Annotated in this window: 13 protein-coding genes; 4 read left to right on the forward strand and 9 right to left on the reverse strand. The window is 44.2% G+C overall.

All coding sequences use genetic code 11. From position 1 onward, the window contains the following. The first annotated feature begins 2 nt into the window (after positions 1-2). Positions 3-692 (forward strand): NUDIX hydrolase, encoded by a 690-nt coding sequence (locus tag AC1DP6_RS24995; protein ID WP_477025248.1) that lies wholly within the window; start codon positions 3-5, stop codon positions 690-692. A 67-nt stretch (positions 693-759) separates the two neighbouring features. On the opposite strand, the gene AC1DP6_RS25000 is transcribed toward AC1DP6_RS24995, so the two are convergent. Next, a complete protein-coding gene (locus tag AC1DP6_RS25000) occupies positions 760-1389 on the reverse strand; it encodes a class I SAM-dependent methyltransferase (protein ID WP_477057278.1) in 630 nt (209 codons plus the stop codon). A gap of 38 nt (positions 1390-1427) precedes the next feature. After that, entirely contained in the window at positions 1428-1982 is a 555-nt protein-coding gene (locus tag AC1DP6_RS25005) for a TetR/AcrR family transcriptional regulator (protein WP_477057279.1), read from the reverse strand. 232 nt (positions 1983-2214) lie between these two features. Between AC1DP6_RS25005 and AC1DP6_RS25010 the strand changes: the two genes are divergently transcribed. Then, the gene (locus AC1DP6_RS25010) at positions 2215-3120 is read left to right on the forward strand and encodes an NUDIX domain-containing protein (protein WP_477057280.1); all 906 of its coding nucleotides are present in this window, start codon (positions 2215-2217) and stop codon (positions 3118-3120) included. A gap of 17 nt (positions 3121-3137) precedes the next feature. After that, positions 3138-4553, forward strand: a complete 1416-nt coding sequence (locus tag AC1DP6_RS25015) for a nicotinate phosphoribosyltransferase (RefSeq protein ID WP_477057281.1) — start codon at positions 3138-3140, stop codon at positions 4551-4553. Between the two features lie 130 nt (positions 4554-4683). On the opposite strand, the gene AC1DP6_RS25020 is transcribed toward AC1DP6_RS25015, so the two are convergent. Next, positions 4684-5259, reverse strand: a complete 576-nt coding sequence (locus AC1DP6_RS25020) for a hypothetical protein (RefSeq protein ID WP_477057282.1) — start codon at positions 5257-5259, stop codon at positions 4684-4686. A gap of 211 nt (positions 5260-5470) precedes the next feature. Between AC1DP6_RS25020 and AC1DP6_RS25025 the strand changes: the two genes are divergently transcribed. Further along, positions 5471-7057 carry a class I SAM-dependent methyltransferase gene (locus AC1DP6_RS25025; RefSeq protein ID WP_477057283.1) on the forward strand — a complete coding sequence of 529 codons (1587 nt, stop codon included), beginning with the start codon at positions 5471-5473 and terminating at the stop codon, positions 7055-7057. Between the two features lie 46 nt (positions 7058-7103). Here the strand turns inward: AC1DP6_RS25025 and AC1DP6_RS25030 are convergent, their stop codons facing one another. From AC1DP6_RS25030 to AC1DP6_RS25055, 6 genes are all read right to left on the reverse strand, one after another. Next, entirely contained in the window at positions 7104-7979 is an 876-nt protein-coding gene (locus AC1DP6_RS25030; protein ID WP_477057284.1) for an SMP-30/gluconolactonase/LRE family protein, read from the reverse strand. A 159-nt stretch (positions 7980-8138) separates the two neighbouring features. Further along, positions 8139-11321, reverse strand: a complete 3183-nt coding sequence (locus tag AC1DP6_RS25035) for an efflux RND transporter permease subunit (protein ID WP_477057285.1) — start codon at positions 11319-11321, stop codon at positions 8139-8141. A gap of 41 nt (positions 11322-11362) precedes the next feature. Continuing rightward, positions 11363-12433 carry an efflux RND transporter periplasmic adaptor subunit gene (locus AC1DP6_RS25040; protein ID WP_477057286.1) on the reverse strand — a complete coding sequence of 357 codons (1071 nt, stop codon included), beginning with the start codon at positions 12431-12433 and terminating at the stop codon, positions 11363-11365. A 43-nt stretch (positions 12434-12476) separates the two neighbouring features. Then, complete coding sequence (locus tag AC1DP6_RS25045; protein ID WP_477057287.1) at positions 12477-13835, reverse strand: TolC family protein; 1359 nt, start codon at positions 13833-13835, stop codon at positions 12477-12479. Positions 13836-13860: 25 nt separating this feature from the next. Further along, complete coding sequence (locus AC1DP6_RS25050) at positions 13861-14475, reverse strand: TetR/AcrR family transcriptional regulator (protein WP_477057288.1); 615 nt, start codon at positions 14473-14475, stop codon at positions 13861-13863. 12 nt (positions 14476-14487) lie between these two features. Next, complete coding sequence (locus AC1DP6_RS25055) at positions 14488-15093, reverse strand: TetR/AcrR family transcriptional regulator (protein WP_477057289.1); 606 nt, start codon at positions 15091-15093, stop codon at positions 14488-14490. Positions 15094-15256 lie beyond the last annotated feature (163 nt).

The following is a 15256-nucleotide window of genomic DNA, read 5'->3' on the forward strand; positions in this document are numbered from 1 at the left end:
GTTTGGCGGCGATAAAACAAAACATCAGACTAACCGTAGATGCGGTCGTATTTGGATATATTCCCAAAGAAGGCATTGTGGTACTGCTTATTAAGCGCACCATACAGCCCTATCTGCACAGCTGGGCGCTGCCCGGTGGATTTGTGCTGGACGAAGAAGCCCTGGAAGAAGCAGTGACCCGTGAACTGCTCACAGAAGCCGGCGTAAACATCAACTACCTGGAACAACTGTATACTTTTGGTCTCCCGGGCCGTGATCCACGCGGCAGGGTAGTGTCTATCGCCTACTTCGGCCTGGTAAATCCCACTAACTTTAAACTGGCTGCCAGCTCCGATGCGGAAGATGCCAACTGGTTTAACATCAAAGACCTCCCCGCACTGGCCTTCGATCACGCCACCATTATTAACGTGGCCGTACAACGCCTGCGCAGCAAAATCCGCTACGAACCTATCGGCTTCGAACTCCTCGATAAAAAATTCCCCATCGCCGATCTGGAAAAACTCTATGAAACCTTGCTCGACCGGCCGATTGACCGCCGCAATTTTCAAAAGAAGATTAACCACCTCGGCATACTGATTTCGCATAATGAAAAGCAAAAACAGGTGTCGCAGGGGAGACCCGCCAATCTGTTCAGCTTTGATGAGGACCGGTATTTTAAGTTGAAGAAAGAAGGGATGACGTTTGAGATTTAATTTCTGAAGATAGGAGTGTGCTGTGAAAAGGCCGGAAACATATCCGGCCGCCCATCAATCTGCCTTATTATTCCTTCTTACATTTTATAATTATAAAACTCAGTGATGCTCCATTCTCCACCTGCTTATTAGGCTCCTCCATTTCTGAGAATTCCATCAACCCATACTTTCCAAATTCCCGTTGTATCGAATCGGCATCATAGAAAAACAGTTGTACGCCTTTCCTTGCCTCGAACCGCTCTCTACTCAGTTTCCGACCTTTCCCGTACATAGGCGCCTTTTTTGAGATCGTCACGAAAATCATATATCCACCGGGTTTCAGCTGATCATAACAATCCCTGATGAACTTCTTTCTTTCCTGGTTATTCAATAAATGGATCAACGCAAAGCAAAATATTCCGTCATACAATTTGTTATCAAAAGGCATGTCCGACACGGAACCGTGATAAACAGTCATGTCATCAGCCCCCTGGGCTTTTGCCAGATCTATGGCTGTTTTGGAGATCTCGATGCCGGTAACGTTAATACCATTATCATGAAAGATCTTGGCATTTCTGCCGTATCCAAATCCAGGCAGCAGTATATCATGGGCGTTATTCGCTATGAAAAAATCTTTTGCCTGGATGGCGGAATCTGCTGGTTCCGCACCCCACATTAATTGCTTTTCTATAAAACTTGATTCCCAGAATTCCGTCATATGACAGGCTTTAAAAAATCAATCATGCTGTTCCATTTTTAAAACGTTATGCCGATACTCCTGCTAAAAGAAAACCAGGCGAATTTTTTAATATCATTTTGCGCAACGTTACCGGATCGTAACGCATCTATGGTGGTATTGATCATGCCACCATAGAGAACAAAGATCCACCACAGCGTAAGCTGGTTATCTACTGTACCATTCTTTTGCAAGCCAGCTACCAGCGAAAACCATTTCTGCTTTACATTATCCATCTGGTCATTACAGACTTCTACTTGTGGAGGTATGTTTTGCTGTTTCAGTTTATTCAGAAATGCATATTTATATCCGCAATCAATTCCGGCATAAAGCATCATTTCCAGTTGCTTTAAAGGATCAGTATTGTTATTAAAAGCAGTATTCATTGCCTGCTCACAGGTCTGACGCATTTCGGTTTTACAGCTTTCTATCAGCTGCGCACGCTCCTTAAAATACCTGTTGAGTGTTCTTCGGGTTACACCGGCTTTATCTGCAACAGCGTCTAAAGTGGCGGAAAGATTATCATTGAATATATAAATGGCGGCATCAATAATTCTTTGGGCTGTTTCTTCCATAGCTCAAAGATAAGACACATGTCTCATAAATGAGACATTCTTTTTAATCTGACAGGCATACAACTTTCACGCTAACTCATTACATTTATCCTATCTCAGCCTGCCATCAGATTGCATTCCACCAATCTCCCGGCACCTGACTTTTTATTTTGTGTATTTTTTACAAGAAATATTTTGTCATTTCAAACCCTCTACATACATTTGTGTAACAATTACACAAAATAGCTCGGATATGCAAAACACGAAGCCCACAGGAGTTATTATCGCCAGGTTCCAGACACCTTCCTTACACGAAGGTCATCTGGCACTGATTCGGCAAGTGAAGCAGAAGCACAACCGGGTGCTGATCATACTAGGTGTAAGCCCGGTAAGAGGCAGCCGCAAAAATCCGCTCGACTACTACACCCGCGAACGTATGATCAAACAACAGTTCCCGGAAATCATCGTATTACCACTGAGCGATCAGAAAAGCGATGCCGTATGGTCACAGAAACTGGATGAACTGCTGCGTAACAACTTTCCGCACGAAAGCTTTTTGCTATACGGCAGCCGCGATAGCTTCATGGGCACTTACTCCGGTAAGTATACTACCGAAGCATTGCCACCGGTGAAAGATTATAACGCCACCGCTATGCGGGAAGCCTTATCCGACAAGGTGTTTGACACAGAAGAATTTCGCGCAGGCATTATATACAATACCTATAACCTGTTTCCTTCTGTATACGCAACCGTAGATATTGCACTGTTCAGAAACAATAAACAAGAGCTACTGTTAGGTCGTAAACCCAACGAAAAAGCATGGAGATTGCCTGGCGGATTTTCCGACCCAACAGACGATAATTTCGAAATGGCCGCTGCCAGAGAGTTACAGGAAGAATGTGGCAAACTGGAAATTGGCCCCATGGAATACGTCGCCTCCCTGCGGGTGAACGACTGGCGGTATCGCTCTGAAGTGAACAAAATCATTACCACCCTGTTCAGTACAGACCTGGTGGACGGCACACCCGCCGCCGGTGATGACCTGGCCGAAGTAAAATGGGTAACGGTAAAGGATATACCGGATTTAATGACCCAGGGAGAAATTACAGATACACACCTCCCTTTACTCGCCAAACTGATAGAAAAATATTCTTACTAAGACTAAAATATTGAGATATGACAAAGGAAAATCTAATCCTCCTCGCAGATGCTTACAAATACTCCCACCACAAACTCTATATTCCCGGCACCGAATACATCTACTCTTACCTCGAAAGCAGAGGTGGTAAATTTGATGAAACCGTTTTCTATGGTCTCCAATATTTTCTGAAAGAATATTTAGCCGGAGAAGTATTCACCAAAGAGAAGCTGGACGAAGCAGAAACCATGCTCACAGAGGTTTTTGGTCGCAAAGATATTTTTGACCGCAGCCGCTTTGAATACATCATTAACAAACATGGTGGTAAACTTCCCATCCGCATCAAAGCAGTAGCAGAAGGTACGGTAGTCCCTGTACGAAATGTGCTGATGACCATCGAAAACACTGACCCTGAATGTTTCTGGCTCACCAACTTCCTCGAAACACTGCTCATGCAGGTATGGTACCCCTGCACCGTAGCATCTGTATCCCGCGAAATTAAAAAAGTAGTAAAGAAATATTATGACGAAACCGCCAGCCAGGAAGCTTTTGCCGGAATTGATTTTGTACTCAACGACTTTGGTTTCCGCGGCGCCAGCTCTGTAGAAAGCGCCGGTATAGGCGGTAGCGCCCACCTGGTTAACTTCGCTGGTAGCGATACCATTCCCGGATCCCTGTTTGCCAAAAGATATTATGATGCCCCCACTGCACCCGGTCTGTCCATTCCCGCTACCGAACACTCTGTTGTTACTTTATTAGGAGAAGAAGGAGAACTGGAAATATTCAAACATATACTGGATACTTATCCCACCGGCACCATCGCCTGTGTATCCGACTCCTACAATATTTTCCGGGCCTGCGAAGAATACTGGGGTACTGCTCTAAAAGAACAAATACTGAAGAGAGATGGCACCCTGGTTATCCGCCCCGATAGCGGCGATCCCGTACAAACCCTCCTGAAAATCTTCAGTATACTGATGGATAAGTTTGGCTTTACTACCAATGAAAAAGGCTTTAAAGTATTACCTCCACAGGTAAGGGTAATACAAGGCGATGGTATCAGCTACTCTTCTATACCTGGCATATTTGAAGCCCTGAAACAAGCAGGTATCAGTGCTGAAAACCTCGTACTGGGTATGGGTGGCGCATTGCTCCAGCGCGTAAACCGCGACACGCAGGAATTTGCCCTCAAATGCGCTTACGCTGTGGTGAACGGAGCGCCCATCAATGTACAAAAGATGCCGGTAGAGCTAGATGCTACCGGCCACTTACGCACCTCTTTCAAAAAATCAAAAGCCGGAAAACTCAGGCTCGTAAAAGATAATAACACCTTCAAAACAGTCAGCGAAGCAGAAGCTCCCGCCTCCGCCGATCTGCTGCAAACGGTATTCGAAAACGGTGAAGTCATCAAGAGCTATACTTTCGATGAAGTCCGCAAAACCGCCGTTCTCTAAAATCATCCTTATTTCTTCCAGCAAGTTTGCCTCAGCTCCTGGCCGCCTCCTGTGTGAGGCGGCCTTTTACTTTGCCACAAATGAAAAAGGTGCCCCAGGAATGAGACACCTTACACTTATAAAAAAACGATTAGTCCTTGTTGTGGCCATGACCATTCCCATTGCCGTTCCCATGCCCATTACCATTATTGCCATGCCCATTACCGTTATTCCCATGTCCCTTGTCTTTATACTTGTTGCCATTATTATCATCGCCGTAGTATTTCTTCTGGTTACCCTTTCCATTCATAGGATGGCCTTTTACTACATAATACCTTTCATCTCTGCTATCCCTGATAATCTGCTGTTGATTATAATTCCCTTTGTATTTACCATACTTGTTCCTGTATATGTCTGGATGCAGATAAGGCCTCGGCTCATTCACCACTACTTTGTAGCTCCTGTATGGATCGTAGTGATACCTGCCAGGTAATGCAGAAGCGAACACCCACCGGCCTCCATTCAGATAGATATATTGATGATTGGGTACATAATAATATGCATCTGCGTCAGGCAGATAGTAATATTCGGCGTAATCATATCCAACTGGTCCCCATACCGGCTGGCTCCCGATATTTACATTCACATTTAATTTCACCTGCGCACTCCCGTTCCCGTAGAAGAAACCACTGATAATTAAGCAGGTGACCAATATTATTTTTTTCATATGACACGTTTTTAATACTCGTTAAAAAAGATGACATCATGCAGGCATAACCATCTATTACAAGACAAGAATCATGCTAGCTAAAATGGTCTTCCACAGCAGGTTATAAGACATTCAGCAACGCATACGGTTATGACAAAATATTGAATTGTTATACTTTTTTTAACGAATATGACTTATGATAATTCATCTCATTGCTTAACTTCACGACATGTATCTACTCATACCTGGCCGCCATCACCTGCTAACAGATTTTCAGTTCAAATACCTGAACCGCCTTATCAAATGCAAACTGGAAGGCGAAAAAGACGTGTATGGCAACCCGTTAGCCACACAGGAAATAGACGGTGTTATCTTCGCCGTTACTTCTGCCAATCACCTGGGTACCAAGCGGAACCCGGTACCATTCTATCTCCGCGCCATGATCATCCAGGAATTCTCCAACTCGCTGGATGTACCTGCATTTGTGTATGGTATCGATGACGTAGGCGTGATCAACGATTTTACAGAATATACGGTAAAGACTATACGACATTCCAGTGAAGGTGTACACCAGCTGAATCCGGAAAATACCTTCGTTATTTGCTCCACCGCGGTGAAGGAAATGTACCTCCATCATGGCTATACCGTTTTACCGGCAGAATGGGACCCTGCCAGTAACCAGTTTACACAACCCATGCCATGGGACATAGTAAAACTGGTAGCACACTCCGGTGACTGGCGCAAAAACAAAACCATCCTCGACCAGATGCACCCGGCGTCTTTTAAAATATGGTCACTGTATGGAGTAGGAGAGAAGGTGCAGCATATCCTGAAAGATCCTATCATTGGAGCAGACGGCGATCTCACCGCTACCCGCGATTACAACGTATACGTAAAACAAATGGACGATATCGCGGCCGACAAATACCGCGAAACAGCCCCCTACATTCAGCCCGGCACTATCGGCGACATCGGTTGCGCAGTAGGCTCCTGGATTAAAATGGCCTGCGAAGATGATCGTCTCCATGAGTGCGACTTCTACGGCATTGAAGTATCCCGGCATTTATACGATATCTGCCTGCAACGAAAACATAACGGTGAATTCGCCAACCCATCAGTTTTCTTCTCACAAAAAAATGCGGTGACAAGCCTCGTATTTGAAGCAGGCAGCATGAATACCATTCATACCTCCTCACTCACACATGAAATAGAATCGTATGGTAGCAGGGAAGATTTAATAGCGTTCATTCGTAACCGTTATAGTGAACTCGTTCCCGGCGGTGTATGGATTAACAGAGATGTGGTGGGACCAGAGAATAAAGAAGAAACGGTCTTATTATGGCTCAACAACACAGATGGAGAAAACAATTTGCCTAAACCCGAAAATGCCAATACACATGAACTGGCAGCCTGGCTGGGCAAACTATCTACTATGGCCATTTTCAAACAATTCGTAAAAGATTTCCGTCATCATGAAGGATTTCAATTACCTCATGAATGGGTAACTATCGCAGATAAAACCTATGCGCAGTTATCTATGCAAAATGCCTGTGAGTTTCTTTTCAAAAAAGATTACCACGATAACTGGCTCAGTGAAATGCATGAAACGTTTTGTTTCTGGAATTACAGCGACTGGAAAGCAGCGCTGGAGGAAGCCGGACTAAGATTGGATAACCTATCTTCCACGTGGCGGAATGAATGGATTGTGAAAAACAGGCTGGAAGGAAAGGTACAACTGATGCGCCCGTGCAATAATGATGTACCCTTACCTATCCCATTTCCTGTATCACATATGTTATTGATGGCCAGAAAATAATAAAAAGCAGAAAGCTGCTGGCCACAGCTTTCTGCTTCGCTCTGCCTTACAACCCTAATTTCTTCAGTGATACAATTTCCAATCTATTATCCAGCAATTGCGGGATCAGCAAATCATGCTTCTTTACATCCAATGCGATATCTGCAGGAGAACGTTTCGTCTCTATTTTTGTGTATTGCTTTTTATCCAGGTCGTACACATATAAATTACCTTTCACCGGATCTTTAATAGTGATCCAGTCAGATACCAGCAAACGGTGATCATCTAACTGTACAATACCATCAAAAAGCCCTATAGGAGAACCTTCCATCGGCTCAAAGGCGGCATTGTCGTCATGCAACTTCTTTGAAAATAATTTACCGGTACCATCTAAATCAGCACCCATGGAGCATACATATACTTCGTCCCGCTGCGCGTTATATAAAATACCATTGGGCACCATCATATCTCCCTTTAGTATTGTCCAGGAAGCGGTATGTACATTTATCAGTAATGCATGACTTTTAAAAGAGTCTGTTATCACCAGCAAACTATCATCTACTTTGCTCAAATCGTTCAGCAGTACCGCTTTTCCTTCCAGGTTTAAATCAAATACTTTTTGGCGGGTGGAAATATTATACCCTTTCAGGTGGTCAATATCTGCCACATATATTACATCACCAATGATCTCCAGCCCTTTGGGAGCATTCAGTGAATCATTAAAATACTTTAACTCCTGCAGCTTACCTGCGCTGTTCACATAGGAGATAGCGCCATCACCGTCTTTGGCGGTGGGATCGAGTTTGGCCCCGATGTCGGATACAAAATATCCGCCTTTATAAGCTACTACGCTTTCTGGTAATRCCAGTCCTGTAATGGTTTGCTGGGCCTGCGTAATAAATGGCAGCACTAATAATGATAAAATGGGGATATACTTTTTCATGAGGATAATTTATATCCGCAAAAGTAATACGCTGCAAATAAAAATGGAATGTGAAAAGGAAAGAATTACTTGTTAATATCAAAGAAAAAAGAAAGCCGGGATATGACTATCCCGGCTATTACCTAAACCTACAACTGTTACACTGTTAGTAACATATCTTTAATTCGAATGAATATCACTTAGCGGTACTTCTTCATAAGCAGCCACCATACGCTGTCTGATATAACGTTTGGTAGACAGCTTACCAATTCCAAACTTCGCCATCACCTTATCTACCACCATGTATACCACTGGTACCACAATGAGGGTCAGGAACATGGAGCTGATCAAACCACCGATGATGGCCCAGGCCAAACCATTTTTGATAGCACCCACACCACCTGTTGCCAATGCAATAGGTAACATACCGATCACCATCGCGATAGTGGTCATCAGGATCGGACGCAAACGTGCGTTGTTGGCATGTATCAGCGCCTGATACGTACTCTGGCCTTCCTCTTTCATCTGGTTAGTAAAGTCCACCAGGATGATCGCATTCTTTGCCACCAACCCAATCAACATGATGATCCCTAATATGGTGAAGATGTTCAGCGTATTGTTGGTCAACGCCAGTGCCAGCAAGGCACCGATAATCGCCAGCGGGATAGAGAACAGTACCACAAACGGATAGATGTAGTTGTCGTACAGTGCCACCATGATCAGGTATACCAGTACAATAGAGATCAGCAACGCCGCCCCCAGTGTACCAAAGGAATCACCCTGGTTTTCAGCATCCCCGCCAAACAGGTAACTGATACCTGTTGGTTTACCCATCTTAGCCAGCTTGTCGGTAAACTCCTGTGTTACGGTACCGGAAGGACGACCCATTACCTGTGCCTGCACAGATACAGAGGTGTTCTTATCCCTTCTTTCCAGGTGACTCGGGCCGGAACCTTCCGTTACAGCTGCAAACTGCGACAACTTAATCAACTGACCTTTATCATTGATGAACTGTATATTGGATACATCGTCCAGGTTCTTTCTGCTGAAATCATCAAAACGGATGTTGATATCGTATTCATAATCGCCCTGGCGGAATTTCACTTTGGAATCATCTGCAGTACCACTGAAGGCGGTTTGCATGGTTCCTCCCACAGCATCCAGGGTAAGCCCCAGCGCGGCCATCTTATCACGATCTACCTGTACGTTGATTTCCGGGTTACCATCTTCTACAGACAGTTTTACTTCCGTAGCACCGCTGATGGTTTTAAGGGTATCCATCGCTCTTTTAGCGTAGTTCATTACACTATCGAGTTCCGTGCCCATTACGATCAGCTCTACCGGCGCTCTCTCCGCTGTCCCCATGATACTCACTGCCGTAGTTTTCACTTTAACGCCCGGTAAGATGTTCTTCAACTCTTTCTTAATCTTTGCCGCATAAATATCTGAAGCATCCGCACGTTTCTCCGGATCTACCAGCATTACGGTGATCTCTGATTTATAGGCGGTGGACTGTGAATTACCAAAGCCATCTTCACTGGTTTGACCAACGGTAGTGATCAAACGGGTGATTTCCGGTTTCTTGTTGAGATATTTTTCAGCTGTCCTGGTAGCCAGGTTAGTCTGATCTACAGACGCATCCTTTGGCATTTCCAACATCACAATGAATTGCCCGCGGTCACCTTTCGGGATAAACTCACCTCCGATATATCCTTTACCTAACAGCATGAAAGAGGCGAACAATAAGCCTACCGCCACTATCAGGGTAATGGCTTTATGTGCCAGCGCCCAGCGCAGGATATCTGTCATCCAGCGGGTGAACTTCGACAATTGCGCTTCAAACCAGAGGATAAATTTCTCAAACCAGTTTTTCCCCGTGATATGTTCCAGTCTACCAAAACGGGAAGACAACAACGGTACAATCATAAAGGAGGAGAGCAAACTCAACATGGTAGAAATCATTACCACCACACAGAACTCACGCAAAATTTTTGACACCAGCTCATTGGTTAAAGAGATCGGYAGGAACACTACCACAATTACCAATGTAATAGACGTAACGGTGAATCCTATTTCTTTTACCCCATCAAATGCAGCACGTACACGGTTTTTACCCATCTCCATGTGGCGATAGATGTTTTCCAGTACCACAATGGCATCATCCACGAGGATACCTACCACCAGCGACAAGCCCAGCAAAGACATGAGGTTGAGCGAGAAGCCCATCAGCTTCATACCAATAAAAGTAGCGATCAGGGAAGCCGGAATGGAGATCATTACGAAGATGGCACTGCGCACACTGTGCAGGAACAACAGCATTACCACCGCCACCAGCGCTACCGCCAGGATAAGGTCATGTATTACGGAGTCGGCCGATTCCAGCGTAAAGTCGGAGGAATCATTTGCCACCAGCATCTTCAGATCATTAGCAGCGTAGTCTTTTTCTATCTGAGCGATCGTCTTTTTCATTTCCTCACTCACGGTTACCGCGTTGGCATCCGTTTGTTTCTGCACCTGCAGCGCAATGGAACTCACTCCATCTACACGGGCAATACGATCCGCATCTTTCTGGGCATCCTGTACATCAGCTACATCTGTCAAACGCACCTGTGTACCATTTTCTGTTGTTTGCAGCACCAGGTTGCGGAGCTGATCTACGTTTTTATATTTACCCGCCAAACGGATCAGGATCTGCTCATTGGCAGTTTTCACTTTACCGGTTGGGAAGTCCAGGTTGGCATTGGTAATCAGCTGACGCAGCTGCAGAATAGATAAATTAAATGCCTGCATTTTCTTCGGATCCACATTCACCTGTATTTCGCGTTCCTGGCCGCCAATCAGCGATACCTGGGCCACACCCGGTAATCGGGATAATAGAGGTTGCAGCTTCTTATCTACCAGGTCATAAAACTGCTTGTCGTCCATTTTAGCGGTGGCAGACAGCGTCATGATAGGCAAATCATCCAGTGAGAATTTGTTGAGGGAAGGTGGTTTTGCATCGCCTGGCAAGTCCGCCAGGATAGCATTTACCTTACGTTGCGCATCCTGCAATGCGATATCCACATTAGCATCGTTATTCAACTCAACGGTAATAACAGACAAGCTTTCAGAAGATTTGGAAGTGATCTTTTTGATCTTTTCCATGGAGGCAATCGCATCCTCAATCTTCTTGGTAACACTGCTCTCTACCTCGTTGGGAGAGGCTCCCGGGTAAATAGTAGCTATCGTTACGATAGGGGAGCTGAACTTAGGCAACAGCTCATAGTTCAACGATTTATAACTCATCACGCCCAACAGTGTGAGGATGGTAAATACCACCACCACAATCGTAGGTCGCTTAATCGATACTTCAGTAATCTTCATGTTGCAAAAATTTGTTCAAACACCAGATACATTTTCCTCGCTTACTTAGTGGCGGCTTGAACCGCTACCGTGGCACCTTCTGTCAGGTTAATCTGACCACTTGTGATAACAGTATCACCTTCGTTCAGCCCTTCCCGTATTTCTACCTGGTCACCGATAATACGACCGGCTACCACTTTACGTTTCCTGGCCACATTACCGTCCATGATATATATTTCGTTGCTGTTTACACCACCAACAAAAGCAGTGCGTGCAATGAAAATAGTTTTATCCGCTTTAGGATCCACGAAGTGCGCAGTACCGTACATACCTGCTTTCAGGTCTTTTCCCTGTACATTGCTTACTTCCATTTCCACGGGGTAGTTCAGGGAGTTGTCGCCTTTGGCTGCGATAAAAGTAATAGTACCTTCATACTTTGTTTCCGGGAAAACGTTGCTGGTGACAGCTACTTTCTGACCGGTTTTGAGTGTTACCACCTGACCTTCCGGAACAGATACCGCGAGTTTCAGCCGGGATACATCTACGATGTCGAACATTTTGTTACCGACAGAAAGGTAAGCACCTTGTTCAATGTATTTTTTGTTGATGATACCGGAGATAGGTGCCTTCACATACGTATCGCTCACACGGCGGCTGGCAGCCTCATAGCGTGTTTTAGCGATGTCGTATTGCAGGCGGGCATCGTCCATTTGTTTTTGTGTAACCCCACCTGTCTGGAAGGCGCTTTCATATCTTTCTTTATCTACTTTCAGCTGGTTGAGGTTAGCTTTTGCAGATTCGAGATCTGTGCTTACGATCTGTGCATCTATATAAGCAATAGGTTGCCCCTGTCTTACTACACTACCTTCATCTACCAGCAATTTGGTAATGCGGCCGGCTGTTTCTGCCAGGTAAGACAGTTCACGAACAGGTGCAAAGTTTCCATTGGCCAGGAAGCCCTGTGAAAAATCGTTGCGGGTTACTTTCTGCACCAGCACAGGGATATCGCCAATATTACTTTGTTTTACGAATTCAGTTTTGGCCTCGTTGGCTTTTTTATTAGCGTTGAGCTTCCACATGATCAGTACCACTGCACCTATTGTCACTACGCCCCAGATTATAAACTTTTTCATCTGCAAATAGTTTGATTGTCTATCGTTGTTTTCGTTTATACGTTTAGTTGAGGAGGTCTTTTAAACTTCCTTTGCTTTTTATGATTTCCAGCTCTGCCAGTTTATACTGCAGCAGGGCCTCGTTGTAGCTGTTCTGTGCATCTGCCAGGGAAGTTTCTGCATTCAGCAGATCCGTTAAACCAGCGAGACCGAGTTTGTAGTTATTCTGTGTAGAATAATATACTTCGTTGGCCAGGTCCATATTTTCCCTTTGAGTGCTGATGGTAGATAAATTACTACGCACCATCAGTTTGGCATTTTCATAATCTGTGTTGAGCGACAATTCCGTGTCTTCCAGTTGTTTGCCCAGCTGACGCAGTGTAACATTTTGCTGGTTTACTTTAGAGCGGCGGCCAAAACCGTCGAAGATGGGAATCTTCAATGACACGCCAATGGCGGCTGCACCGAACCAACTGGTAGAATTAGATGGATCTTTCGAAAAAGCGAATTGCTGACTCATCCCGTTGTAGGAATATCTTCCAAATAATGACAGTGATGGATAGTATTCTGCGAGATAAGCTTTCTTCTGAAACAGCTGTAACTCTTCCTGCTTCTTCAGTAATTTGTATTCTGTTCTGTTGGCCAGGTTCATATCATCGTACTGTAATACGCCTGCAGCCTTGTTTTCAATATCCTTCAGAGAGGCAGGTGGCAACAGAAACATAGATTGCAGCGGCATGCCCATTACCCGTTTCAGGTTATTGGTTTGCGTAGCGTACTGGTTCAGCAGCTGTGTGCGTTGTGTAACATAATTGGTAAGATTCACTTTGATACGGTCCAGGTCAATTTTCTTGGCCAACCCATTATCAAACTGTGATTTAGTGGCGCTTACCAATTGTGTGAGTTTCTCTATATTACTATTGGTCGTAATAATTTTTTCCTGTGTTACGAGCAACTGGTAATAAAGTTGAGATACGTTATAGATCAGGTTTTCAACAGATTGTTCTGTTTGTATCTTATAATACTCTTCTCCTGATTTAGCTGCTTTGAGGCCGGTAAACACCGCCTGGTTAAWGATCTGCTGGCTCAACTCTGCGCCAACAGTAGCATTGTATTTAACACCAAAAGCTACCAGGATAGAACTATCTGGCGGCTTACCAAATACAGCACCCGGAATGAGTGACTTCTGTAACATCAGGTTATCAGTGTAAGAGGCATTACCATTCAGTTGTGGCAAAGCCTGGGAGCGGACTTCCTGGGTTTTATATTTACCCATTTCTTCGTCCATCCTGGTTTTGGCCAATTGCTTGTTATTACTTAATGCAAACTTCAGTGCTTCCGGTAAGGTCAGCTGCGTTTGGGCATAGCTATTATACCCCCCTATCCCCAACAAGAGGATAAGCGTTAACTTTAATCGCTTCATAAATTAAATCAGTTAGCGTAGTAGTTTATTCTTCGTCTATTATTTGCAGGTACTGGTTAGCCAGTTTATGTCCCTTAATAGTGGCAATTCCCAATATAAAATGGGCGGTTATCTGTTCCATCACCACATGCATTTCAAACTGATCTGCCGGGTATTGTATCGGATCAAATGCGGCTTCCAGCTGCAGCTGGCGCATTCGTGCCACAATATCTATATGCAGGTTCTGACGGTATAGGCCTTCCGTCATACCTCTTTTTAAATTTTCTTTGATGTTGTACAGTATCCCATCTTCTTTAAAACGCTGTATGCTTTTCCAGGTATCCGGATGATACTTCTGGATTTCATGCAACATTACAGGATTCATCGTCTTCGCCATGTTGGTAACATATTTCATGTTACGTACCATTTCCTCAATAGCATTGTCTGTGGTTTGCAGACATTCTGTGAAATAGTTAATGTGATTAGATAACAACTGCTGCATCCCCTCATCTATCAACGCCTGTTTGTCTACAAAATGCTCATATACTGTCTTCTTCGAGATACCGCAATCACGTGCTATGTCAAACATAGTCACTCCCTTCACACCATAGGTTCTGAACATTCTCAGTGCCGTTTCCAGTATCCGTTCTCTCACCACCATGATTTCCGTTTATTACGCCTTTATTCCTTTAATGAAGATCTCCAGCAGTTGTTTTTGTTTATCTATAATGTTGTCCATCATTTCATCATCGAGGTCCATATCTTCCCGGATATGATCAGGAACAGAAAAGCGTAAGCCCATAAGTGCCTGTACTAATACTTCCGCCGTTAGCACAGGATCTTTTACATTAAACTCTCCTGAAGCAATACCCGCTTTAATGATGTCTGTATGGATATTAAATTCACGTTGTTTCGCTTTCTTCTTTTCTTCCAGAAAGAATTTCGAATTGTCCTGTATTATTTTAAATATTTCGAGCCGGCAGAATTTACTGATGAAGTCTTTCCGGAGGTCGATGATATTATATAATGCTGTTGTTGCCGATTTCACTTCCTTTGCTTCCTTTTCCATTGCCTGAAAATAGGCTTCCGCGATTTTCATCAGCACTGCAGTATGCATGGCTTTTTTATCGGGGAAATAGTAATACAGCGATGCTTTGGAGCAGTGAAGATCATCTGCTATTTCGTTCATCGTTGTTTTAGAAGCGCCATAATGAGTAAAACGCTTCAGAGCCGCCTCAAGGATCTTATCCCTCATTTCATCTTTAGCTTCTGTTTGCATCAACTTTTTGACTTTTTTAGTTTCAAGGTCAAAATTAGGAACTTTTTTGGATATAGTAACTAAAGTTGACCATTTAACAGGTATTTAACTTTTCGATGGTAAAAGTCAGAAAGTCAGGATCAGAGAAAAAAGAAGAGCGAAGACAAAAGCGGTAAATCCACTT

The sequence above is a fragment of the Chitinophaga sp. 01L420 genome, from assembly GCF_056399985.1.

Coding starts and splice junctions, on each gene's coding strand:
- AC1DP6_RS25050 (WP_477057288.1), bottom strand. CDS start 14,475: ATGGTGGTGAGAGAACGGATACTGGAAACGGCACTGAGAATGTTCAGA.
- AC1DP6_RS25020 (WP_477057282.1), bottom strand. CDS start 5,259: ATGAAAAAAATAATATTGGTCACCTGCTTAATTATCAGTGGTTTCTTC.
- AC1DP6_RS25040 (WP_477057286.1), bottom strand. CDS start 12,433: ATGAAAAAGTTTATAATCTGGGGCGTAGTGACAATAGGTGCAGTGGTA.
- AC1DP6_RS25015 (WP_477057281.1), top strand. CDS start 3,138: ATGACAAAGGAAAATCTAATCCTCCTCGCAGATGCTTACAAATACTCC.
- AC1DP6_RS25010 (WP_477057280.1), top strand. CDS start 2,215: ATGCAAAACACGAAGCCCACAGGAGTTATTATCGCCAGGTTCCAGACA.
- AC1DP6_RS25055 (WP_477057289.1), bottom strand. CDS start 15,093: ATGCAAACAGAAGCTAAAGATGAAATGAGGGATAAGATCCTTGAGGCG.
- AC1DP6_RS25025 (WP_477057283.1), top strand. CDS start 5,471: ATGTATCTACTCATACCTGGCCGCCATCACCTGCTAACAGATTTTCAG.
- AC1DP6_RS25000 (WP_477057278.1), bottom strand. CDS start 1,389: ATGACGGAATTCTGGGAATCAAGTTTTATAGAAAAGCAATTAATGTGG.
- AC1DP6_RS25005 (WP_477057279.1), bottom strand. CDS start 1,982: ATGGAAGAAACAGCCCAAAGAATTATTGATGCCGCCATTTATATATTC.